The sequence below is a fragment of the Proluteimonas luteida genome (assembly GCF_021191695.1).
Classification (GTDB): Bacteria; Pseudomonadota; Gammaproteobacteria; order Xanthomonadales; family Xanthomonadaceae; genus Luteimonas; species Luteimonas luteida.
On sequence record NZ_JAIWPT010000007.1, the window covers coordinates 109,247 to 130,412 of the forward strand.

Genomic DNA, 21,166 nt, shown 5'->3' on the forward strand with positions numbered 1-21,166 from the left:
CGATGGCGAACGGCTGGCAGGGCGTTCCGGGGATCTCCGGAACCGAACTCGAGCGTCTGGCGCGCCAGGCATGGGACGCCTGGGGACAGGCCCTGCGCCAGACCGCGCCCGGCGCGGCGGCAGGTGCCGGTGGCTTCGGCCTGCCGGGCGCGGTGCCCGGCTTCGGCACGGCAGCGGCCGACCCGTGGCGCGACGCGATGGACTGGTGGGCGCGTCACGCGGCGCCGCCGGGACAGCCGGCCGCCGGCGACGTCGTCGACCGTTTCAACGCCCAGGCGCGGCAATGGTTCGCGGAGATGCAGCGGCTCGCGATGCAGTTCGCCGAGCGCAGCGCCAGTCCGCAGGACATCGCCGGTGCCTGGCGACAGGCGCTGGGCGGCGCCCAGGCCAATCCCTTCGCGCAGATGTTCGACGGCCTGCAGGGCATGGCCGGGCCGGATGCATGGATGGCGCATCTGCGTCCGTTTCTCGACGCCGTCAACGGCGGGCAGCGCGACTGGCTGCAGATGCCTGCCTTCGGCGTCGCCCGCGAGCACCAGGAGCGCTGGCAGGCGCTGGCGCTGGCGCAGACGGACTACCAGCGCAGCCAGCAGGCGTATCACGCGCTGCTGGCGCGGGCATCGCAGGCCGCGTTCGTCATCTTCGAACGCAAGCTGGAGGCGCACGCGACGCCCGGGCGGCAGATCGAATCGCCGCGCGCGCTGTTCGACCTGTGGATCGATGCCGCCGAGGAGGCCTATGCCGAGATCGCGCTGTCGCTGGAGTTCCGCAGCGCCTACGCCGACATGGTCAACGGCCAGATGCGGCTGCGGCTGGCCGTGCAGAAGGAGATCGAGCAGGCCTGCCGCCTGTTCGACCTGCCCACGCGCAGCGAACTCGACGGCGCGCACCGCAAGATCGCCGAACTCGAACGCGCGCTGCGCCGGTTGAGCGCCCGTGTCGACGAGGTCGCGCCGCGCACGACGCGGCGAGGCGCCGCCGGTGTGGCGGCGACCGCAGCGCCGGCCACGCCGCAGGCCCGGGGCGACGGCCCGGCGGCCGACGATGTCACGGCAACGAAGGCCACGGCACAGCGGCGCGCGACGCCGGCGCCCGCGGCGGCGGGCGCGGGCGCATCGACAGGGGCAGCGGCGCCGGCTGCGAAGAAGCGCGCCGCGAAGACCACCGGCAAGGCGGCGAAGAAGACCGCGAAGAAGACCGTCGCACGGACCGCCACGAAGACCGCGAAGCAGGCGTCGGGCAAGGTCGCCGCCCCCGCGCGCAAGGCGCCGAAGAAGACCGCCGGCAAGGTGGCGGCGCCGCAACGCGCGGCTCCCGCTGCGCCGACCAGGGCGAACCCGTCGCCGGCGAAGGGACGCGGCAAGCGCACCGCGGCCGCCTCTAAGGCGACAGCGACACGGACCGCCGCGCGGCGCACGCCGCGCGCGGTACCCGCTACCCGGGCCGCCGCCCGCAAGGCCGCGCGGGCGCCGTCGCGCGTGGAGCGCCTGCCCAACTACGGGTTCATATCGCCGATCCCGCTCGCGCCCGAGCCCTTGAACGACGTGCCGGCCGGGCGCGTCCGCAGCAAGAAGAAGCGCTGACATGACCGCACCACTGCACATCACGCCCCAGCGCATCGTCGAAGACGCGATGCGCCTCCAGCACAAGCTCGGCGCCAGCCTGCGGACCCTGCGCGATCTCGACGACGTCCACTACGGCGCGACGGCGAAGCAGGAGGTCTGGCGCGACGGCAAGGTGGTGCTCTACCGCTTCATCGGCGAGCGTGCGCCGACCGCGAAGGTACCGCTGCTGATCGTCTATGCGCTGGTCAACCGGCCGTACATGGTCGACCTGCAGGCCAACCGCTCGATCGTCAAGGGGCTGCTCGAACGCGGCGAGGACGTCTACATCCTCGACTGGGGCTATGTCGACCGATCGGACCGCTTCCTGACGCTCGAGGACTACATCGAGCGCTTCGTCGGCGGCGCTGTCGACCACCTGCGCGACGCGTTCGACATCGATGCGGTCAACCTGCTGGGCATCTGCCAGGGCGGCACGTTCTCGCTGTGCTATGCCGCGCTGCATCCCGAGCGGGTGCGCAACCTGATCACGATGGTGACGCCGGTCGATTTCCACACCGGCGACAACATGCTGTCGAACTGGACCCGCGACATGGACGTGGACCTGTTCGTCGACACGCTCGGCAACGTGCCGGCCGACATGATGAACCTGTGCTACCTGACGCTGAAGCCGTGGCGGCTGTTCGTGCAGAAGTATGTCGGGCTGGTCGACATCCTCGACGACAAGGCCGCGCTCGAGGATTTCCTGCGCATGGAGAAGTGGATCTTCGATTCGCCCGACCAGGCGGGCGAGGCGTTCCGGCAGTTCATCAAGCAGTTCTACCAGGCCAACGGCTTCATCAACGGCTGCATCGTCATCGGCGAGCGCGAGGTGCACCTGGGGCTGGTGGAGATGCCGGTGCTGAACATCTTCGCCGAACAGGACCACCTGGTGCCGCCCGACGCCTCGCGCGCGCTGCGCGGCCTGGTCGGCAGCGACGACTACAGCGAACTGTCGTTCCGCGGCGGCCACATCGGCCTCTACGTCTCCGGCCGCGCGCAATCCGAGGTGCCGTCGGCGATCCACGACTGGCTGACGCCGCGTTCGCGCGACTGAGTCCGTGTCCCGGCGGCGGGCGCCTGCATTGAAACCCCGGCCTTCGCGCCACATCTCGCGCATGCCCACTTCCGACGACCGAGGTCCCCGATGCGTCTTTCCAATGGCCTGAGCCGTCCCCGCGACGATCGCGTGCTTGCCGGGGTGATCGGCGGCATCGCCCGGCGCTTCGGCTGGAACTCCAACCTCACGCGCGCGCTGTACATCGTGCTGTCGGTGGTGTCGGCGGCGTTCCCCGGCATCCTCGTCTACGTCCTGTTGTGGCTGCTGATGCCGGAAGACGACGGTTGAGCGCCGCGCGGTACCCGCGATGGCGGCACTGGCCGGTCGCGGCGCGCCGCATCCTGCAGATCCTCGGTGCCGTGTGGACGTCGCCCAATTCCCTGATCGGCCTGCTGGCGGGTACCGCCGGGCTCGCGCGCGGCGCCCGTCCGCACTGGCGCGGCCGTGACCTGGCGCTGGTGTTCGAGCGCTGGCCGTGGGGCCCGGGCGGGGCGATCACGTTCGGCAACGTGATCCTGCATACCGGCGCGTCGGTGGACGTGGCCTGCGCGACCTATGCGCACCGGGCCGGCCTGTGCGTCGATGCGCCGATCCGGCTGTGCGACCACGAGCGTGCGCACGTCTACCAGTACATGGTGCTGGGGCCGCTGTTCCTTCCGCTGTACCTGCTGTGCGGTGGCATCAGCGTGCGCAACCGCTTCGAGCGTGCCGCCGACCGCTATGCCGCCCGTGGGACGGGCTGGTGGCCATGGCCTGCGCCGTGAATGCGTCGGCGCCGCCGGAACCCGACGAACGGAGGCTTTTCTTGACGCCTCGATAACGGTCGATGTGGGACGCTGCACCCGTCGAAGAAGAAGCAGGAAGCGCAACGCGCGGAATGCAATTGCTTCGGCAAAGATAAGGTCCGGCCATTCGGAGAAATCCGGAAAGACCGGACCTTTCGCTGTTGTGGCTGCGTGCGGTCAGCCCGTCGCCATCGGCCCGGCCGCGACACGCCTGTCCCAGCGCACGTCCGTCCGACCGCGATGCCTCGCTCGCATTGCGGCTGCGGCGTGCTGCGGACTTGCGGTGGACGTGCCGACTGCGCGACGCTCGATGCGTCCACCGGAGAACCCCGCCATGCATGAACGTGATTCCGCCGTCTCGCCCTGGGCGTTCTTCCTGCCCGTGACGCTGGCGGTGATCGTCGGCAGTCTGGTCGCCGGCGGCATCCGCCACTGGGCGGTCGGCGCATTCGGCCAGACATCCGACAGCGGGCAGGCCGCGGTCGTGCCCGAGGCGCCGGAAGCTCCGGAAGCCGTGGATGCAGTGCCCACGGCAGTGGAACAGGCTCCGTTGCCGGCCTCGGCTCCGGCCACCCCCCCGGCCCCGGCGTTTCCGGCCGAGCCGCCAGCCGCCGCGAATCCCGATGCGGCCGATCTCGCGCCCGTGGCGGGAGCGGAAACCGCTGCGCCGTCGTCCGCCGGCGGCGAGGACGAGGGCGAGGCGCTGGATGCCGAAGGCAATCCGATGCTGCCGGGGCCGATCAGTGCCCGCCAATCCGGCGCGACGCGCAGTTGCATCAACGGGACCGTGGCCGCGCGCTCGCCCAACGGATGGGAGCAGGTGCTGGAGAACGACGCGCCGTTGCGCTGCACGGCGACCACGGCGCAGTAGTCCCGCGCTCACCACGCGCCTCCGGTTCGCGCGCAAGCCGCTTGCCGGCGGGCGCCAGCGTGGCCGTCAGGTGGCCAGCCACGTCCGCGATGTGCCGGTTTCCACGCCAGACGGGCCGAAGCGCCGTTCCTCGAAGGCGATGCCGTCCGCGCCGGCCAGCACGACGCTGCTGCTGCGCGTGCCGTAGTCCGCATCGACGATGAACGGGGGCGACAGCCGGCGTTCCAGTTCCAGTCCCACGCCGGTGTCCGGCAGTGCGGCGTCGGGTGCGACGGTGGCGTCGCGCAACCCGGCGAACAGCGGCGCCAGGCGGGTGGCGTCGTGCAGGTCGGCGGCGATGTCGTTGCCGCGCGTCGACAGCCAGTGATCCAGCGTGCGGGTCGCCGCGGTGCTCTTGGGCCATCGGGCATCGAATGCGCCGTTCGACATCGCATGCAGGCCGGGGGTGACCGCAGACGCGGTGAAGGCCGGGGTATTGCTGGCGAACCACAGTGCCGCGCCGTCCCACAGCAGCAGGTTGAACCGGCCATAGGCCTGCGCATCCGCGGCCAGCGCGGACGCGAATGCCGGCGCCGGCAGGTCGCCGCGGACGAAGTCGCGGACCAGCCAGCCGCGCGACGCAGCGGCGTCGCCGGCCTGCCGGCCCTGGCGTACGTTGGTGACCGCGGCGAGGCGACGCCGCGTCGATGCCAGCAGCCAGCTGCCGTGCTGCAGCAGGTCGCGCCCACCGTAGACGTCGGGCGCGTCGGGATCGAAATCCGCCGCAGCGCTGGGCCGCCGGTGGAATTCGTCGCGGTTGGCGATCAGCGCCAGCGGCAGGTCGGGACGCGTGTTCCAGGCGATGGCGATCAGGCACATGCCGGCATGCTAGCGGAACCCGGGTGGCGGGCAGTGCATGCGCATGCGGCTCGTGCGGCAACTGGCGCATGGTTGTCCGGATGGCACACCGCCCGCTGCCGTGGCGTGCGGCAGCGGGCGGTGCGTTGGTTCGATCCGGGCTTACCCGGTCAGGTGTTGGGCCGGACTGCCCGGCAGGCATCCGGTCCCGGTATCCGGTTCAGAACCGGACGTTGAGGCTCAGCCAGAAATTGCGCGCCTTGTCCTTGTTGTTGTAGTCGTCCTGGGCCGACAGCGTGTAGCTGCCGTCGCCGTTGTCGATGAACGCGTACTGGTAGGTGGTGAAGTCGCGATCCAGCAGGTTGTTGATGCGCGCGTTGATCGTGGCCCATTGGTTGACACTGTACGAAGCGCCCAGGTGCAACACCTGGTAGTCCTTCCAGTACAGGTGTTCGCCGGTGGTCGAATCGACGCCGCGATAGCGCTTGGAGCGGGCCTCGGCGGCAAGGAAGACGTTGAAGCTGTCCATGGCCTGCCAGTCCAGGGTGGCGTTGGCCATGTGCCGGGCGCTGTTGCCAAGCGGCAGGCCGGCGCTGTTGCCGCTCTTCTGTTCGCTGTCGGTGTAGGTGTAGTTGGCACGCAGGCCGAAGCGGTCGCTCACCTGCCAGCGGCCGGCCAGCTCCACGCCCTGCGTGACCGCTTCGTCGATGTTGATCGTCTTGCTGCTGTTGGAATAGCCCAGGTCGGCATAGTCGCCGGTGCTGGAACAGGCGAGCGCCAGGCCTGCGCCGCAGGATTGCGAGGCGATCTTGTCGTCGAATTCGTTGCGGAACACGGTGGCATTGAAGTTGTGACCCTCCGGATGCTGCCAGTACACCGCCACTTCGTAGCTGGTGCTGGTTTCCGGCTTCAGGTCCGGGTTGCCGAACATCGGCGAGACGCCCTGGCTGCCGAAACCGACGATGCCGTCGTACAACTGGGTTGTCTTCGGGGTCTTGAAGCCGGTGCTGACGCCGCCCTTCAGGGTCCACTGCGGATTCACCGTCCACACGCCGTACAGGCGCGGGCTGACGTGGTTGCCGAACACCTTGTGGTCGTCGTAGCGCAGGCCGGCGGTGATCGCCAGGGGCTCGATCACGTACCAGGTGTCCTCGGCGAACAGCGAGTACATGTCGTGTTTCTGGGCGCTGCCGGTCGTACCGCTTTCCATGCCGAACACGCCGTCGATCAGTTCGCCGCGGATGATCTGGGTACCGATCACCGCCGTGTGGTCGCCATGCCACTGGAACGGGATGTCCAGCTTGGCGTCGAGGGTGTACTGGTTGCTTTCCAGCCTGCGGTCCGGGCGCGGCAGGTAGGTCAGCAGCTGCGCGTACTGCTCCGGCGTCAGGTTGTCTTCCATCGCCGCGAGCTTTGCGGCTTCGGACAGGTTGTTCCACGCGTTGACGTTGGCGTAACCGGTGCCGGCCACCGGGCAGTAGCCGTCTCCGTCCACGGTGCCGCCAAGGTTGGCGCAGAACGAGTTCCACAGCAGTTGCATGCTCTGGCGCTCGGCCACCGTGTAGGGCAGGGTGCGTCCGTCGTTGTTGGTTTCGACATAGGCCAGCGACACGAAGCTGTTGCCGAAGTCCCAACGTCCCTGGTGGGAGATCGCCCAGTTGTCGCGGGTGAACTCCTGGGTGGGGCGATAGCCGGCGCGCGGTTCGATGCGGCCGTTGTTGCCGATGCGCAGCATCGCGCCGTAGTCGTCGACGGTGCCGACCGGGTACTCCTCGACGCCGGCGTCGTTGATCTTGGTTTCGTTGTCGTATTCCTGGCGCGAGATATCGTAGTCCAGGGTCACGGTCTGGTTTTCGCCCAGCAGCCATTCCAGGCTGACGCCGGCGGCCTTGTTGGTGTTGTCCACGGTCTTGCCGCCGCCGCCGAAGCCGAGCGAGCGGTTGTGGATCTCGCCCGCCGGGTCGGTGACCGAATCGTAGACCGGGTTGGACGCGTCGCGCCGGTACCAGCTGCCGCGCGCGCTGAGGTTGAGCTTGCCGGGCACCAGCGGACCGGTGACGAAGAAGTCGACCGTGGAATCGTCGCCGAACTGGTCGTCGGTCTCGAAAGTGCGGGCGATCGAGGCCGAACCGCTCCAGGTGTCGAGGTTGCGCTTGGTGATGATGTTGATCACGCCGCCCATCGCGTCGGCCCCGTACAGCGTGGACATCGGCCCGCGGATCACCTCGATGCGCTCGATCGCGTCCAGCGGCGGGATGTGGTTGAACTGGTTGCCGCCGAAGCTGTTGGGGTAGATGTCGCCGTGGTTGTTCTGGCGCCGGCCGTTGACCAGGATCAGGGTGTAGTCCGAGCCCATGCCGCGGATCGAGATGGTGCCCTGGCCGGTCTTGTCGCGGGTCTCGCCGACGTCGATGCCTTCGAGGTCGCGTACGGCGTCGAGCAGGGTCATGTAGGGGCGCTTGGCCAGGTCTTCCCGGGTGATCACGCTGATGCTCGCGGGAGCGTCGGTGAGCTTCTGTTCGAAGCCCGCCGCGGTCACCACGACGGTGTCGAAGTCGGTGGTCTGGGGGGCGGTGGCGGTCAGGGTTTCGGCCAGCACCGGCGTCGACAGTGCGCCCAGCAGGGCGACGGCGAGCAGGGAGCGGCGGAATGGCATCGGAGTGTGCATGGAAGTCTCGTGTGAAGTGTGGTCACGACGCGACGTGGCGATGGCTGGCCGGCGCAGGGAGTGGTGGGTGTGGGGGCTGTGCAGCATGGACGCCGGTCCGGAGGACCAGCGGCATCCTGCAAAGGGGGCGGCGTGTGGACGCCGGGGCCTGGTCAGGCCGGCGGCGCGCGGCTTCGGTGCTGGCGTGGCGGCGCATCCGGGTCCGGTGCGGTGCGCGGCGGCCCGTGCAACGGAGACAGGGCGGGTCCGGCAGTGGCGACGCGATCGGCGCATGCGCGGACTGGCTCTGCGACGCGTGCGGTGCGGGCAGGTCCGGTGGCGTGTGCGGCGGGGCGTCGCGCCACTGCCGGGGGGATTTCCGCGCCTTCGCACAGCCCGCAGGTGCCTTCCGCGACCGGCGTCGCCCCGGCGGCTCCGGGCATGGCCCGTGCGGGTCCGGTCAAGGTGGCCAGAAGAAAGGCACACAGCAGCAGGGCGAGCCCCGCCGCATCGCGCAGCCGACGGCACATGCCGGACGCGGCCATCGCAAGGCCGTCATCGGGCGATCCCGGGCGTTGGCTGTCATCGGTCACGCGCTGCTTCCGTGAACGGGTCGATACCCCATTCACGGGATTCTAACTGAGAATGATTATCGTCAGCAAAGGTTAACGATTGACGTTGGCGGCGGTGCGGTGTCGGCGGGCTCAGTCGCGGTCGTCGCGGGTCCACACGCCGCCGTGCTCGACCCTGGTCGGGAACTTCGCCACCGGCTCGTAGGCCGGCGCGCACAGGGCGCGTCCGTCGCGGACGTCGAACCTGGCGCCATGCAGCACGCACTCGATGGTGCCGCCGGCGGCATCGAATTCGCCGCTCGACAGCGGAAAATCCTCGTGACTGCACTGGTCCTCGAGCGCGTACAGGTCGCCGCCGTAGTTGAAGACGAGGATCGACGCGCCGGTGACCTCGTCGAAGGCCGTGCGCATCTCGCCGGGCAGCAGCTCGGCCGTGGCGCAGACGAAGGTCCAGGTCTCGCTCACAGGCTGGCTCCCAGTGGCTTTTCCAGCCGCTCGAAGCGCAGGTCGTCGCGCCTGGGGATGCCGAATCGCGCGTCGCCGTAGGGGAACGGCATGTGGATGCCGGTGCGGCGGTAGCCGCGGCGCTGGTACCAGGCGATCAGCGCAGCGCGCACGTCGATGACGGTCATGCGCATCGACGGCAGTCGCCATTCGTCGCGGGCGATGCGTTCGCATTCGGCCAGCAGCGCGGCACCGGTGCCGCGGCCCTGCAGCCGCGGGGAGACCGCGAACATGCCGAAGTAGCCGCAGCCGTCCTCGATCGCCACGTGCGCGCAGGCCAGCGGTCGCCCGTCGTCGCCGTCGACGACGACGACCCGGCTGTCCGCGCGGGCGATGTCGGCCAGCAGCACGTCCGGATCGATGCGCTGGCCGTCGAGCAGGTCGGCCTCGGTGGTCCAGCCGGCGCGGCTGGACTCGCCGCGGTAGGCCGACGTGACCAGCGCGACCAGCGCCGGGACGTCGTCGGCGGTGGCGGCGCGGAAGCGCGGTGCGAAGGGCGGCGCGGCGTCGTGGGCGGCGGGCCTGGGGGTTGCGGGCTCGGGGGCGGGATTCGGCATCCGCCTATGCTATCGCCGCCGCCGCGCCGCAGACAGCGGCGGTCGTGCAGCGGGCGGGGTGTTCACCCGAGCAGCTTGCGCACCTTGCGCAGCGCGGCGACGAAGGCGTCGATCTCCTCGTGCGTGTTGTAGAACGCGGGCGAGGCGCGGCAGGTCGCGGCGACGCCGTAGAACTGCAGCAGCGGGTGCGCGCAGTGCTGGCCGGAGCGGATCGCGACGCCTTCCAGGTCCAGCAGTGTGGCGAGGTCGTGCGCGTGCGCGCCTTCGACCAGGAACGACACCACCGCCGCCTTTTCCGGCGCGGTGCCGAAGATGCGCAGGCCGTCGATCCGCGTCAGCGCTTCGGTCAGGTGCGCCAGCAGTTCGGCCTCGCGCGCCTCGATGTGATCCATGCCGAGCCGGTCGAGATAGTCGACCGCCGCGCCCAGACCGACGAAGCCGGCGATGTTCGGGGTGCCGGCCTCGAACCGGTGCGGCGGATCGTTGAACACGGTGCCGTCGAAACTGACTTCCTTGATCATCTCGCCGCCGCCGAGGAACGGCGGCATCGCCTGCAGGTGCTCGCGGCGCGCCCACAGCGCGCCGGTGCCGGTCGGACCGCACATCTTGTGGCCGGTGAAGGCGTAGAAGTCGCAGCCGATCGCGGCGATGTCGACCTTGCGGTGCGGCAGCGCCTGGGAGCCGTCGATGACCGTGACGATGCCGCGCCTGCGCGCCTCGCGGCAGACCGCGCGCACCGGATTGACGGTGCCGAGCACGTTGGAGACGTGGGTGAGCGCCAGCAGCTTGACGTCGGGCGTCATCGCCCGGGTCAGCGCGTCGAGGTCGAGCGTGCCCTCGGGCGTGATCTCGGCGACCCGGATCTTCGCGCCGCTGCGCTCGGCGACCAGTTGCCACGGCACGATGTTGGCATGGTGTTCCATGCGCGAGACCAGGATCGTGTCGCCGGGCCCGAGCCGCGGCAGCGCCCACGAGTACGCGACCAGGTTGATCGCGAACGTGGTGCCGCTGCACAGCACCAGCTCGTCGGGACGCACGTTGACGAACGCCGCAAGCCTGCGGCGCGTGCCTTCGTAGGCGTCGGTCGCCTCGGTGCCGAGCTGGTGCACGGCGCGGCTGACGTTGGCGTTCTGGCGGCGGTAGAAGCCGTCGATCGCCTCGATCACCGATACCGGCTTCTGCCCGGTGTTGGCGTTGTCGAAGTAGACCAGCGGCTTGCCGTGGACCTCGCGCAGCAGCAGCGGGAAGTCGGCGCGCACCGCTGCCCAGTCGACCTGGCCGTTGTGCGTGCGCGGCATGCTCGGGCCGTCGAACGGAGGCTGGAATGGCGGCTCGACCGGCGGCGGAGGGACGTCCGGCCTGCTCATGGCGCGTCGCCGCCGGCCAGGGCGCGGTCGAGATGCGCCTGCACCTGCCCGCGAAGCGCGTCGTCCTCGATCGGCGCCAGCGGTTCGCGCACGAAGGCGGCGGTCAGCAGGTGCCGCGCCTCCGCCGCCGGCAGGCCGCGCGAACGCAGGTAGAACAGCGCGTTGGCATCGATCTGGCCGACGGTGGCGCCGTGCGCGGCCTGGACCTCGTCGGCATGGATCACCAGCACCGGCTGGGTGTCGATCTCGGCGGTGTCCGACAGCAGCAGGTTCTTGTTCGACAGCCGCGCATCGGTGCCGTCGGCACCGGCATCGATGGTGATGCCGCCATGGAACACGACCCGGCCGCGACGCTCGCCGATGCCGCGCCACATCAGCTGGCAGGCGGTGTCGCGGGCGACGTGGCGGATGCCGAGGCGGGTCTCGACGTGCGCGCGGCCACCGGCCAGCAGCACGCCGTTGGCGGTCAGCCGGGCGCGGTCGCCGACCAGCCGGACGTCCAGTTCATGCCGGGTGAGGCCGCCGCCGAGTTCGACATCGACCCGGGTGTAGTCGGCATCGGCGCGCAGTTCGCCGTCGGTCTGCAGGAACGTGGTCGCGCCGGCGGTCCTGTGCTGCAGGCGCAGGTGCCGCATGCGCGCGCCTTCGGCGATGCGCAGCGTCGTGGTGCCGGTGTCGAGGTGGCGGTGCGCGCCGCTGTCGATGTGGTGCTCGACCAGCGACAGCGACGCGCCGGCATCGACCAGCACGTCGTGGCGCAGGTGCCAGGCGAGATCGGTCGCCGCCGGCGCGCCGACGAACACCAGGTGCAACGCCGCGTCGGTGGCCGCCGCCGCCGAGGCGTGGACCACGACACCGGCGTTGGCGAGCGCCGCATTGAGGTTGCGGAACACCGCGTCGCCGGCGCGCGCGCCGGTTTCGACGCGGACGTCGCACTCGTCGCCGTCGCGCAGGCGCACGTGGACGCCGCCCGGCAGGTCGGCGAGGTCGGTCAGCGCGGCGTCGACGCGGCCGTTGACGAACACCACGCGCGGCGCCGGGATGCCGGCGAGCAACGCGGCATCGACCCGTGCGTCGGCTTCGGCCGGCGCGAACGTACGCCGCTCGAGCGCGCGCAGCGATGTGTACTTCCAGGCTTCGCTGCGCGGGCCGGGCAGGCCGCCCTGCAGCGCGGCGTCGAGCGCGGCGCGGCGTGCGGCGTCGCCGTCGAACCCGGCGGCCAGCGATTCGAGCAGCGCACTCATCAGAGCCCGCCCCCGGCTTGAACGGGGGCAGCGGCCTCGGGCGCGACGCGGTCCTTGATCCAGGCGTAGCCCTTTTCTTCCAGCTGCAGCGCCAGTTCCGGGCCGCCGCTCTGCACGATGCGGCCGTCGGCCAGCACGTGCACCACGTCCGGCCGGATGTAGTCGAGCAGGCGCTGGTAGTGGGTGATGACGAGGAATGCGCGGTCGGGCGAGCGCAAGGCGTTGACGCCCTCGGCGACGTTCTTCAGCGCATCGATGTCGAGGCCGGAGTCGGTCTCGTCGAGGATCGCCAGCTTCGGCTCCAGCACCGCCATCTGGAAGATCTCGTTGCGCTTCTTCTCGCCGCCCGAGAAGCCCTCGTTGACGCCGCGGTGCAGCAGGCGGTCGTCGAGATGCAGGGTGCCGAGCTTCTCGCGCACCAGCTTGAGGAACTGCATCGAGTCGAGTTCCGCCTCGCCGCGCGCCTTGCGCTGCGCATTGAGCGCGCTGCGCAGGAAGTAGGTGTTGTTGACCCCGGGAATCTCCACCGGGTACTGGAAGGCCAGGAACACCCCGGCGGCGGCGCGCTCCTCGGGTTCGAGCTCGAGCAGGTCCTTGCCCTCGAACGTCACCGTGCCGGCGGTGACCTCATAGCCGTCGCGCCCGGACAGGATGTTGCCCAGCGTCGACTTGCCGGCGCCGTTGGGGCCCATGATCGCGTGCACTTCGCCGGGCTTCACATCCAGCGACAGGCCCTTGAGGATTTCGCGGCCGTTGATGGCGGCGTGGAGGTCTTCGATCTTCAGCATGATGTTGGGTTCAAGTATCCGGAAGAAGGGGCGGGCGCGGCCTATCGGCCGGTGTCGCCTTGCCCGAGGAATTGCCGGCGCAGATAGGCGCTGCGCTGTCGTGTGAGTTCGGCTTTTTCGGCCGCGAACTCGAGGGGATAGATCGAGCCGTACGCAAGCCGCGGATCCTGTCCCTCTGCGAGCGGGAACTGCGCAGCCAGATCGGCATCACGAAGCTGGATCCACAGCCGCTGTGCGGCCCGTAAGCGATCCAATGCAACAGGATCGCCGTTGCGCGAGGCGACGACTTGCCGGTAGACCGTGTTGAGTTCGGCGTCGGCTTCAGCCAGCTCTTCCGCGGCGCATTGGTTCAATTCCAGTTGCGAGCCATCGGGATTGCAGACAGGCGCTGCCATGGCCGGCATCGCGGCCACCAGGCACAGGGAAAGCAGCAGGGGTTTCATCCGACCGAGCCTTCCAGCGACACGTCCAGCAGCTTCTTGGCCTCGACCGCGAACTCCATCGGCAGCTCGCGGAAGACCTGCTTGCAGAAGCCGTCGACGATCAGGCTGACCGCGTCCTCCTCGCTGATGCCGCGGGCGCGGCAGTAGAACAGCTGGTCGTCGCTGATCTTGGAGGTGGTCGCCTCGTGCTCGACGGTCGCGCCCGGGTTCTTCACCTCGATATAGGGGAAGGTGTGGGCGCCGCACTGCTTGCCGATCAGCAGCGAGTCGCACTGGGTGTAGTTGCGCGCGCCATCGGCCCCGGCGCCGACCTTGACCAGGCCGCGGTAGGTGTTCTGCCCGCGTCCGGCACTGATGCCCTTGCTGACGATCTTGCTCTTGGTGCGCTTGCCGACGTGGATCATCTTGGTGCCGGTGTCGGCCTGCTGGCGGTGGTGGGTCAGCGCGACCGAGTGGAACTCGCCGCTGGAATCGTCGCCCAGCAGCACGCACGAGGGGTACTTCCAGGTGATCGCCGAGCCGGTCTCGACCTGGGTCCAGGTGACCTTGCTGCGGTCGCCGCGGCATTCGGCGCGCTTGGTGACGAAGTTGTAGATGCCGCCGCGGCCTTCCTCGTCGCCCGGGTACCAGTTCTGCACCGTGGAGTACTTGATCTCGGCGTCTTCCAGCGCGACCAGCTCGACCACCGCCGCGTGCAGCTGGTTCTCGTCGCGCATCGGCGCGGTGCAGCCTTCGAGATAGCTGACGTAGGCCTTGTCCTCGCAGACGATCAGGGTGCGCTCGAACTGGCCGGTGTGTCCGGCGTTGATGCGGAAGTAGGTGCTCAGCTCCATCGGGCAGCGCACGCCCCTGGGGATGAACACGAAGCTGCCGTCGGAGAACACCGCGGAGTTGAGCGCGGCGAAGTAGTTGTCGCCGACCGGCACCACGCTGCCGAGGTACTGCTTCACCAGCTCGGGATGGTCCTTGATCGCCTCGGACATCGAGCAGAACACGATGCCCTTCTCGGCCAGTTCCTTGCGGAACGTGGTGCCGACCGAGACCGAGTCGAACACCGCGTCGACCGCGACGCCGGCCAGCCTGGCGCGTTCGTGCAGCGGCACGCCGAGCTTCTCGTAGGTGTCCAGCAGCTCCTGCGGCACCTCGTCGAGCGAGGCGTACTTGGCCTTCGGCGCGGAGTAGTAGCTGACCGACTGCAGGTCGATCGGGGCGATGTCGAGCTTGGCCCAGTGCGGCACCGGCATCGTCAGCCAGTGGCGATAGGCGGCCACGCGCCACTCGGTCATCCACTCGGGCTCTTGCTTCTTCGCCGACAGCGCGCGGACGACATTTTCGTCGAGGCCGGGCGGGAAGCTGTCGGACTCGATGTCGGTGACGAAGCCGGCGTCGTAGCGACGGCCGAGCTGTTCGTGGATCGCCTCGTTGGGGCGCGGTGCGGTCGCGATGGGTTCTGCGATGTCGGTGGCCATGGGGGCTGCCTACTGTCTATGCGGAGGCGAGGCGGGCGTGGATACGCTTCGCATCGCCGGGGGAGGAGGGGGCGGGATGGGCGGCATCGCCGAGCATCTGCGACAGGCTCACGCCACGCAGCGCGTCGGCGACGACGTCGTTGATCCGGCGCCAGTTGGTGCGCACGCCGCACTGCGCGGATATGCCGCAGTGGCCGTCGTGCAGGCTGCACTCGGTCATCGCCAGCGGGCCTTCCATCGCCTCGACGATCTCGACCAGGCTGATCGCATCGGCCGGGCGCGCCAGCCGGTAGCCGCCGTTGGCGCCGCGGAAGCCCTCGACCAAGCCCGCCTGCGCCAGCGGCTTGAGCAGCTTGCTAACGGTCGGCGCTTCCAGCCCGGCCTGATCGGCCAGCTCGGTCGCGCTCATCACCGTATCCGGCCGCGCGGCGAGCACGGTCATGACCACGGTGGCGTAATCGGTGAGCTTGGTGACCCGGAGCATGCGGAGAGCCGGTCAAAACGGACCAAAATTGTACGCTTTTGGTCCGTGCGACTCAACGTGTGTGCGACTTGGGGTTCAGCCGGACGGCGCACGGTCACGCGCTGCACGTGCATCGCTGGCGGCGGGCGTGGATGTTGGACACAATGCGGCGACCAGTCCAGAACGAGCGTGCGATGCCCAGGAAACACAAGAAGAAGCCGAAGAAGATCGAAGCCCGCCTGTCGAGCATCCACGGCAATGGCGTGTTCGCCACCGAGGCGATCGCCAAGGGCGAGCGGATCATCCGCTACAAGGGTTTCCTGCGCAGCCACGCCGATGTGGACAACGAATACGGCGATCTCGAGGAGGACGGGCACACTTTCCTGTTCACCCTCAACGACGACTACGTCATCGATGCCAATGTCGATGGCAACGTCGCGCGCTGGATCAACCACAGCTGCGAGCCGAACTGCGAGGCCGTCGTCCAGGAGGACCCCAAGGACCGGCGGCACAAGGACAAGGTGTTCATCGAGGCGATCCGCGACATCGCCGAGGGCGAGGAACTGACCTACAACTACGGCATCACCCTCGCCGAGCGGCATACGCCCAGGCTCAAGAAGCTCTGGGGTTGCCGCTGCGGATCGGCCAACTGCACCGGGACGATGCTGCAGCCCAAGAAATAGGTTCTTCGCCGATTCCGGGGCGCTCGATCGCAGGCCGGGGCAATGCCCCGACGCCGGGGCTTCGCGAATCCGCGACCCCGCGCGCGTCGGCCGCACGGGGCCGACCTACGCGAAGCCGGATGGCCATGCCGCCTTCGCAGGGATGCCGGAGCACATCGAGGCGGCGTCGTCAGGGCGCCGGCACTTCGCGCAGGTCCGCCGAGGCGATCCGCCAGCTGCGCTGCACGTCGCTGGCACCGTCGACCACCGCGCGCCGCAGTACGTAGCTGCCGCTGAAGTGGCGGCTGCCGCCATCGCGCTGCTGGGCACGCAGCGTCACCGGCACCTCGATGTAGCGCGAACCGGCCGCGGCGTCGGCATTGCGCGGTGCGCCGATGTCGACCATCACCGCGGCGGTGTCGGCGAATCCGGCGGCGAACGCTTCCGGCGTCTGGCCGCTGCTGCGGCCGCCATCGGACCACAACGCGTAGGCGCGGGGGTAGTCGAGGGCGTTGATCGCCGCGTAGTAGGTGCGGATCACCGCCGCGGCCTCCTCCGGGCCGGGCTCGGGTGGTTGCGTGGCCGCGTCCGCGTCGGGGGCGCCGGCGCCGGGCACCAGCAGGCCGCTTTCGGGCTCGTCCTCGAGCGGCGGCAACAGCGCGTCGGGGGCGGATGCCGGCGGCGTACCGCCCAGCGGCACGTCGCCGGGCCCCGGGTTCGCGGGCATCGCGGTCAGCGGGCCGTGCGGCGTCTGCGGCTGTGGCAGCGGCGCCTCGTCGGCAGTGTCTCCGGTCGGCGCGGGCTGGTCGCGTCCGCCGCAGGCGCACAGCCCGGATGCCACGACCAGCGCGGCGACGGCGATGCGCCAGTGCGCCGCGCGGGGCGCCTCAGCGCGCAAGATGCACCACCACGCGCGCATCCCGGACCTCGACATTGCCGATGTGCCGGCCTGCCGGCAGTCGCGACAGCAGGTCGTCGTCGATCCGGTACACCGGCTCGCTGCGCGCGTACTCGGCCAGCAGGCTGTTGACCACGCCGCGTGCACCGCCCTGGAGCAGGGCGTTGCTGCCCGGCAGGTCGAACTGCAGCAGTTCCGGATCCTGCAGGTGCAGGCCGCGGGTCGAGGGCTCGTAACGCAGTCCGCTGAGCAGCGCCAGGTGACCGGGACGGCTGGCGCCGCCAAGGCCGTCGAAGGCGATGTCGAAATCCAGCCGCAGGCGGTTGTCGCCCGCGGGCATGCTGAGCCTCGGGTGCTCGAGCGTCACCGAGACGATGCCGCCGAACTTGTCGAAGCTGCGCGGGAAGCGGCTGTCGAGCTGGCGCTGCAGCTGCGGCGCGGTGAAGGCGACCTGGTCGTTGAGCCAGGCCGAGACCACGCCGATCGACGTGCAGCCGGCGATGCACAGCAGCGTCAGGGCGAGGACGGGCAGGCGGAGCGTGCGCATGGCGGGAAGTCGTTCCTGGCGGCGGATTCCGGCAAATTACGCCGGCGCGGTGAACCTGCGGTTAGCGGCGTTGCGTCCGCTGCGCATCGCCTACTCGGGCGCCTCGGCCAGCGCCCGGCGGTGCGGCTGCAGCCATGCCAGCAGCAGGCCCAGCAACTGCATCGAGATCACGTCGAACACGATCTGCTTCAGCGTCAGCGACAGCGGGAACGGCTGGCCGGCATGCGCGAGCAGATGCCACGGCACGAACGACACCAGTGCGATCGCCAGGCCGAAGCGCGCGCCATGCCAGCGCTTGCTGCGTTGCGGCTGCGGCAGCCAGCGGTACAGCCAGGTCATCGCCAGGCCCAGCGATACGTAGGCCAGCACGATCCAGCCGGCCTTGGCGGTGGCGTCGGGCTGCGGCCGGAACAGGTGGGCCAGGGCGAGATAGTCGGTGCGCAGCGCCACGCCGTGGACCAGGAAGCCCAGCACCAGGCCGGTCATGGAGACGGTCAGCCCGCAGATCCAGAAACGTTTGTCCATCCAGCCTCCCACGACCGGTCGATCCGGCGCGACCGGCCAAGATTATCGCCGCTGCGGTGAAGCGTCGATCGACGCCGAGGTGATGCGCCAGATACCGTCATGGCCGCGCCGCAACCGGTAGTGCCCGATGTACTCGCGAATCGGCGCGTTGCCGGCGGCGATGCGCAGGCGTACCGGGATCTCCAGTGCATCCGGCGGGGATGCGGTGTCGAGCGCGCGCGGCGTGCCGTTCTCGGTACGCAGCGACCGCACATCGTCGAGCGTGCGCAGGTCCGCCTCGCCCGACGCCGCGGGCCGTGCATCGACCCACAGGCGGTCGGCCTCGCTGCGGTCGGCATTGAACAGCACCGCGAAGTAGCGATGCAGGGCGCTGACCGCGGCGGTCAGCGCGGCGTCGTGTTCGGCGCGAGCCCTTGCCTGCCGGGCAGCGGTTTCGGCGGATGCGTCCGGTGCTGCGGCCGCGTCGGTGGCGGGCGCGGCGCCGTGGACTGCCTGGGGATGGCTGGCCGCGGGCGTGGAATCGTGCGTGCAGCGCCACAGCCCGAGCGCCAGCACGGCGATCGCGGTCACGACAATGACGGTCTTCAGGCGTTGTGACGGCATCGTGGACCCGGGTGCGCGACTGGCGCAGCGCGGATGTTAGGGCCTGTCACCCGTGGCCGGGTAGCCCGCGTGCAGCAGCGGTAGCGGATCGAAGGCGCCGTCGCTGGCATAGACCCCATAATGCAGGTGCGGTGGCGTGCCGCGGGCATTTCCGGTCGTGCCGACCGTCCCCAGGGGGTCGCCGGCCTGGACCAGATCGCCGACCTGCAGCAGCGGTGCCCAGTCGTCGAGGTGCGCGTAGTAGTGGCGCTGGCGGCCGGGGCCCATGACCCAGACCTGGCGCCCGCCGAGGCCGCTGTCGCGGATCGCGACGACCAGCCCGGGCGTGGCGCTGCGCACGGTCGTGCCGCGTGGCGCGAAGATGTCGACGCCTTCATGGCTCCGATCGGATCCGCGCGATGCGCCGAAGCTGTCGGCAACCTGGCGGGCGTGCACGCCGTCGACCGGCATCGCCAGCGCGTCCGGTGCTGGCATCGCGGCGAGCGCCGAAATCGCACGCGGCTTGGCCATGAACGGCTGGTGCCAGGCCCAGTGTCCGGCGGCGGCCAGCACCGCGGCCACGCAGACAACGCGCAGGATGCGCCGCAGCTGCGGCGCGTAGTCGCGGCGCGTACGGGCAGGGGTGTGGGGCGGTGACGACATCGGCGCAGGTTAGCGTCGATGGCCGTGAGGCCACGTGCAGGGAATGCATCGCGGCCACCCGATGCGGGGCGTTTTTGCGCAAGCGCAAGCGCGGATCAGCGCGCGGCCTGCACTTCCTGCTCCAGCCGCTGCCGCAGCGCGTCGTCGAGCTTCAGCTGCCGCGCCAGTTCGTCGAGATACGCGCGTTCCATGAAGTTCTGCTCGTCGGCGACCAGCACGCTGGCCAGGTACATCTCCGAGGCGATCTCCGGCGACGATGCCGCCGATGCGACTTCTGCCGGATCCAGCGGTTTTTCCAGCTCGGCCTGCAGCCAGCGCTGCACGTCGGTACCTGCATCGATACGCGCGAACTCGCCCTCGATGACCGCGCGCTCGCGGGCATCCATGTGGCCGTCGGCCTTGGCCGCGGCGACCAGCGCCTTGAGGATCGCCTGGCTGTGCAGGTCGGCCTGTGGCGCAGGCAGCCGGTCGACGGTCTGCGGGGCGGGTGCGGCGGCGCCGGCCTGCTGTTTCTGGTAGTCGCCATAGGCCTTGTAGGCCATCACGCCGATCGCGGCGAGGCCGCCGTAGGTGGCCAGTTTGCGGGTCGACTTGTTCCTGCCCAGCAGCAGGCCGAGCGCGCCGCCGCTGATCGCGCCCTTGCCGAAATCCGCGTTGAGCAGGCTGCCGCCGGGCTTGCCGCCCGATTGCGAGGTCAGAAGGTGGTCGAGGAAACCCTTGAAGCTCATCGGTCTTGTCCGTTGGTGGGGGAGTGTGCGGCAGGGGAACCGACGCCATCGCGCGATCGTGCCGCCGGCGAGGATGCACGGCGGCCGGTGGACTGCGGATAAATGCCGGGCGTTGCGGACGGGAGCGTCGCAGCGTTGGCTGCATTGCCGGGCGGAGGCCGCCAGCGGAAACGGCCTGCACCGAACGGGAAGGGAAGCTCGTCGGGGAGCCGAAACGAAATCGGGACGGCCAAGGCCGTCCCGATCGAAGCAACTGCGTCAGGGCGCGCGTCTCAGGACGCGGCGTCCTTGAGCTTCTTCAGCGGGCGCACCTTGACCTTGACCGAAGCCGGCTTGGCGGCGAACCACTGCTCTTCCTTGGTGAAGGGGTTGATGCCTTTGCGCTTCGGCTTGGCCGGCACGCTGACCGAGGTGATCTTCAGCAGGCCCGGCAGGGTGAACGAACCGGCGCCCTTCTTGCTGATCGAGCCGTGCACGGCATGTTCGAGCGCGGTGAGCACGGCGCGGACGTCCTTGGCGATGACGCCGGTGCCTTCGGAGATGTGCGCGACCAGACCCGACTTGCTCAGGGCTTCCTTGATCGGCTTCGGCGCTGCCGGCTTCGCAGCGGCCTTCTTCGGTGCCGCTTTCTTGGTCGCGACTTTCTTGGTGGTGGCCTTCTTCGTTGCCATGGGTGTCTAGTTCCCTCAGAGAATTTTGGAGTGATGGTCCTGGCCGAGCGAGCCGGCAAGCGAAATGTAGGGCATCGCGACACCCCCGCCAATAGGAAATCGCAAAAAAACAGCGGATTTATCGCTTGTCAGCGCCTGTCGGCGGGCGTGGCGTCCGCAACGTCGGGTCCGGGGCGTGGCGGCCACCGCCACCATCCGAGGACGACCAGCAGTGCCAGCAGCGAGTAGGCGGCCACGAACAGCCACCAGGGCGCCTCGAAAAACAGCATCCGCGACAGCCAGTGCTGGATGAAGGATTCGCCGTAGGTGGCCTGCCCGGCGATGTTTCTGAGCTGCTGCTCCCAGATTGTCAGCGGACACAGGCGGCCGAGCCAGGCCTGCAGCGCGATCACCGCCACCAGCGCCAAATGCACGAGGCGCGGCGTCCGGCGCCGCACCCAGCGCCAGCCGAGCGGGCCACCGGCGACGACGGCAAGCGTCATCAGCACGACGAACGCGGCGATGCCGGCGTGCAGGGCCAGCAGCAGGTCGGCAAGCAGCGCGGCGGTTTGCGGGGACAACGCGGACATCGGCGGCGCCGGGAGGAAGGCACGCCGATCGTCGCATGGCGCCCGTGCCGTTGCCCGGACACGGGCGTAACGGAGGACGGCGTATGCTCGCCCGTCATCCCCCGATCAGGAGA

At 69.8% G+C, this 21,166-nt stretch carries 25 protein-coding genes; 6 read left to right on the top strand and 19 right to left on the bottom strand.

Annotated features, from left to right (window positions below):
• The first annotated feature begins 2 nt into the window (after positions 1–2).
• The 5 genes from phaE (at position 3) to LDO26_RS08055 (ending at position 4,317) form a co-directional block, all read left to right on the top strand.
• Positions 3–1,583, top strand: coding sequence for a class III poly(R)-hydroxyalkanoic acid synthase subunit PhaE (gene phaE / locus LDO26_RS08035; RefSeq protein ID WP_232130566.1), 1,581 nt, complete (start codon positions 3–5; stop codon positions 1,581–1,583).
• 1 nt (position 1,584) lies between these two features.
• On the top strand, positions 1,585–2,658 hold the full coding sequence (phaC, locus tag LDO26_RS08040; RefSeq protein WP_232130567.1) for a class III poly(R)-hydroxyalkanoic acid synthase subunit PhaC: 1,074 nt from the start codon (positions 1,585–1,587) through the stop codon (positions 2,656–2,658).
• 90 nt (positions 2,659–2,748) lie between these two features.
• Positions 2,749–2,949, top strand: a complete 201-nt coding sequence (locus LDO26_RS08045; protein WP_232130568.1) for a PspC domain-containing protein — start codon at positions 2,749–2,751, stop codon at positions 2,947–2,949.
• Entirely contained in the window at positions 2,946–3,425 is a 480-nt protein-coding gene (locus LDO26_RS08050) for a hypothetical protein (protein WP_232130569.1), read from the top strand. Before LDO26_RS08045 ends, LDO26_RS08050 begins: the two co-directional genes overlap by 4 nt.
• Before the next feature lie 304 nt (positions 3,426–3,729).
• Positions 3,730–4,317, top strand: a complete 588-nt coding sequence (locus tag LDO26_RS08055; RefSeq protein ID WP_232130570.1) for a hypothetical protein — start codon at positions 3,730–3,732, stop codon at positions 4,315–4,317.
• Between the two features lie 66 nt (positions 4,318–4,383).
• Here LDO26_RS08055 and LDO26_RS08060 read toward each other — a convergent pair whose 3' ends face one another.
• The 11 genes from LDO26_RS08060 to LDO26_RS08110 all read right to left on the bottom strand — a co-directional run bounded on the left by LDO26_RS08060 (position 4,384) and on the right by LDO26_RS08110 (position 15,229).
• Positions 4,384–5,175, bottom strand: a complete 792-nt coding sequence (locus LDO26_RS08060) for an NRDE family protein (protein WP_232130571.1) — start codon at positions 5,173–5,175, stop codon at positions 4,384–4,386.
• Between the two features lie 199 nt (positions 5,176–5,374).
• Positions 5,375–7,822 (bottom strand): TonB-dependent receptor domain-containing protein, encoded by a 2,448-nt coding sequence (locus LDO26_RS08065; RefSeq protein WP_232130572.1) that lies wholly within the window; start codon positions 7,820–7,822, stop codon positions 5,375–5,377.
• Between the two features lie 152 nt (positions 7,823–7,974).
• Positions 7,975–8,394, bottom strand: a complete 420-nt coding sequence (locus LDO26_RS08070; protein WP_232130573.1) for a hypothetical protein — start codon at positions 8,392–8,394, stop codon at positions 7,975–7,977.
• 111 nt (positions 8,395–8,505) lie between these two features.
• Complete coding sequence (locus LDO26_RS08075) at positions 8,506–8,838, bottom strand: Rieske (2Fe-2S) protein (protein ID WP_232130574.1); 333 nt, start codon at positions 8,836–8,838, stop codon at positions 8,506–8,508.
• Positions 8,835–9,434, bottom strand: coding sequence for a GNAT family N-acetyltransferase (locus LDO26_RS08080; protein ID WP_232130575.1), 600 nt, complete (start codon positions 9,432–9,434; stop codon positions 8,835–8,837). The genes LDO26_RS08075 and LDO26_RS08080 overlap by 4 nt, the downstream gene beginning before the upstream one ends.
• Positions 9,435–9,496: 62 nt before the next feature.
• On the bottom strand, positions 9,497–10,732 hold the full coding sequence (locus LDO26_RS08085; protein ID WP_232130637.1) for a cysteine desulfurase: 1,236 nt from the start codon (positions 10,730–10,732) through the stop codon (positions 9,497–9,499).
• 65 nt (positions 10,733–10,797) lie between these two features.
• On the bottom strand, positions 10,798–12,045 hold the full coding sequence (gene sufD / locus LDO26_RS08090; protein ID WP_232130576.1) for a Fe-S cluster assembly protein SufD: 1,248 nt from the start codon (positions 12,043–12,045) through the stop codon (positions 10,798–10,800).
• A complete protein-coding gene (gene sufC / locus LDO26_RS08095) occupies positions 12,045–12,833 on the bottom strand; it encodes a Fe-S cluster assembly ATPase SufC (protein ID WP_232130577.1) in 789 nt (262 codons plus the stop codon). Before sufC ends, sufD begins: the two co-directional genes overlap by 1 nt.
• 41 nt (positions 12,834–12,874) lie before the next feature.
• A complete protein-coding gene (locus tag LDO26_RS08100) occupies positions 12,875–13,276 on the bottom strand; it encodes a lysozyme inhibitor LprI family protein (RefSeq protein WP_232130578.1) in 402 nt (133 codons plus the stop codon).
• Entirely contained in the window at positions 13,273–14,745 is a 1,473-nt protein-coding gene (sufB, locus tag LDO26_RS08105; protein ID WP_232130579.1) for a Fe-S cluster assembly protein SufB, read from the bottom strand. Before sufB ends, LDO26_RS08100 begins: the two co-directional genes overlap by 4 nt.
• 16 nt (positions 14,746–14,761) lie before the next feature.
• Positions 14,762–15,229 carry an SUF system Fe-S cluster assembly regulator gene (locus LDO26_RS08110; protein ID WP_232130580.1) on the bottom strand — a complete coding sequence of 156 codons (468 nt, stop codon included), beginning with the start codon at positions 15,227–15,229 and terminating at the stop codon, positions 14,762–14,764.
• Between the two features lie 173 nt (positions 15,230–15,402).
• Between LDO26_RS08110 and LDO26_RS08115 the strand changes: the two genes are divergently transcribed.
• On the top strand, positions 15,403–15,891 hold the full coding sequence (locus LDO26_RS08115) for an SET domain-containing protein (RefSeq protein WP_232130581.1): 489 nt from the start codon (positions 15,403–15,405) through the stop codon (positions 15,889–15,891).
• A gap of 169 nt (positions 15,892–16,060) precedes the next feature.
• On the opposite strand, the gene LDO26_RS08120 is transcribed toward LDO26_RS08115, so the two are convergent.
• From LDO26_RS08120 to LDO26_RS08155, 8 genes are all read right to left on the bottom strand, one after another.
• Entirely contained in the window at positions 16,061–16,768 is a 708-nt protein-coding gene (locus tag LDO26_RS08120; protein WP_232130582.1) for a hypothetical protein, read from the bottom strand.
• Positions 16,758–17,315, bottom strand: a complete 558-nt coding sequence (locus tag LDO26_RS08125) for a DUF1439 domain-containing protein (RefSeq protein ID WP_232130583.1) — start codon at positions 17,313–17,315, stop codon at positions 16,758–16,760. Before LDO26_RS08125 ends, LDO26_RS08120 begins: the two co-directional genes overlap by 11 nt.
• Before the next feature lie 90 nt (positions 17,316–17,405).
• The gene (locus LDO26_RS08130; RefSeq protein WP_232130584.1) at positions 17,406–17,840 is read right to left on the bottom strand and encodes a hypothetical protein; all 435 of its coding nucleotides are present in this window, start codon (positions 17,838–17,840) and stop codon (positions 17,406–17,408) included.
• 42 nt (positions 17,841–17,882) lie between these two features.
• Positions 17,883–18,443 (bottom strand): hypothetical protein, encoded by a 561-nt coding sequence (locus tag LDO26_RS08135; protein ID WP_232130585.1) that lies wholly within the window; start codon positions 18,441–18,443, stop codon positions 17,883–17,885.
• 36 nt (positions 18,444–18,479) lie between these two features.
• Complete coding sequence (locus LDO26_RS08140; RefSeq protein WP_232130586.1) at positions 18,480–19,085, bottom strand: M23 family metallopeptidase; 606 nt, start codon at positions 19,083–19,085, stop codon at positions 18,480–18,482.
• 95 nt (positions 19,086–19,180) lie between these two features.
• Positions 19,181–19,813: a tellurite resistance TerB family protein gene (locus LDO26_RS08145; RefSeq protein ID WP_232130587.1), complete on the bottom strand. Its 633-nt coding sequence runs from the start codon at positions 19,811–19,813 to the stop codon at positions 19,181–19,183.
• A 272-nt stretch (positions 19,814–20,085) separates the two neighbouring features.
• Positions 20,086–20,484, bottom strand: coding sequence for an HU family DNA-binding protein (locus LDO26_RS08150; RefSeq protein ID WP_232130588.1), 399 nt, complete (start codon positions 20,482–20,484; stop codon positions 20,086–20,088).
• 128 nt (positions 20,485–20,612) lie between these two features.
• A complete protein-coding gene (locus LDO26_RS08155) occupies positions 20,613–21,044 on the bottom strand; it encodes a DUF2784 domain-containing protein (RefSeq protein WP_232130589.1) in 432 nt (143 codons plus the stop codon).
• Positions 21,045–21,166: the final 122 nt, after the last annotated feature.

Excerpts from the sequence above, each read along its gene's own strand:
- phaE (WP_232130566.1), top strand. The coding sequence starts at position 3 with ATGGCGAACGGCTGGCAGGGCGTTCCGGGGATCTCCGGAACCGAACTC.
- phaC (WP_232130567.1), top strand. The coding sequence starts at position 1,585 with ATGACCGCACCACTGCACATCACGCCCCAGCGCATCGTCGAAGACGCG.
- LDO26_RS08045 (WP_232130568.1), top strand. The coding sequence starts at position 2,749 with ATGCGTCTTTCCAATGGCCTGAGCCGTCCCCGCGACGATCGCGTGCTT.
- LDO26_RS08060 (WP_232130571.1), bottom strand. The coding sequence starts at position 5,175 with ATGTGCCTGATCGCCATCGCCTGGAACACGCGTCCCGACCTGCCGCTG.
- LDO26_RS08065 (WP_232130572.1), bottom strand. The coding sequence starts at position 7,822 with ATGCACACTCCGATGCCATTCCGCCGCTCCCTGCTCGCCGTCGCCCTG.
- LDO26_RS08080 (WP_232130575.1), bottom strand. The coding sequence starts at position 9,434 with ATGCCGAATCCCGCCCCCGAGCCCGCAACCCCCAGGCCCGCCGCCCAC.
- LDO26_RS08085 (WP_232130637.1), bottom strand. The coding sequence starts at position 10,732 with ATGCCGCGCACGCACAACGGCCAGGTCGACTGGGCAGCGGTGCGCGCC.
- sufD (WP_232130576.1), bottom strand. The coding sequence starts at position 12,045 with ATGAGTGCGCTGCTCGAATCGCTGGCCGCCGGGTTCGACGGCGACGCC.
- sufC (WP_232130577.1), bottom strand. The coding sequence starts at position 12,833 with ATGCTGAAGATCGAAGACCTCCACGCCGCCATCAACGGCCGCGAAATC.
- LDO26_RS08100 (WP_232130578.1), bottom strand. The coding sequence starts at position 13,276 with ATGAAACCCCTGCTGCTTTCCCTGTGCCTGGTGGCCGCGATGCCGGCC.
- sufB (WP_232130579.1), bottom strand. The coding sequence starts at position 14,745 with ATGGCCACCGACATCGCAGAACCCATCGCGACCGCACCGCGCCCCAAC.
- LDO26_RS08110 (WP_232130580.1), bottom strand. The coding sequence starts at position 15,229 with ATGCTCCGGGTCACCAAGCTCACCGATTACGCCACCGTGGTCATGACC.
- LDO26_RS08115 (WP_232130581.1), top strand. The coding sequence starts at position 15,403 with ATGCCCAGGAAACACAAGAAGAAGCCGAAGAAGATCGAAGCCCGCCTG.
- LDO26_RS08125 (WP_232130583.1), bottom strand. The coding sequence starts at position 17,315 with ATGCGCACGCTCCGCCTGCCCGTCCTCGCCCTGACGCTGCTGTGCATC.
- LDO26_RS08130 (WP_232130584.1), bottom strand. The coding sequence starts at position 17,840 with ATGGACAAACGTTTCTGGATCTGCGGGCTGACCGTCTCCATGACCGGC.
- LDO26_RS08135 (WP_232130585.1), bottom strand. The coding sequence starts at position 18,443 with ATGCCGTCACAACGCCTGAAGACCGTCATTGTCGTGACCGCGATCGCC.
- LDO26_RS08140 (WP_232130586.1), bottom strand. The coding sequence starts at position 19,085 with ATGTCGTCACCGCCCCACACCCCTGCCCGTACGCGCCGCGACTACGCG.
- LDO26_RS08145 (WP_232130587.1), bottom strand. The coding sequence starts at position 19,813 with ATGAGCTTCAAGGGTTTCCTCGACCACCTTCTGACCTCGCAATCGGGC.
- LDO26_RS08150 (WP_232130588.1), bottom strand. The coding sequence starts at position 20,484 with ATGGCAACGAAGAAGGCCACCACCAAGAAAGTCGCGACCAAGAAAGCG.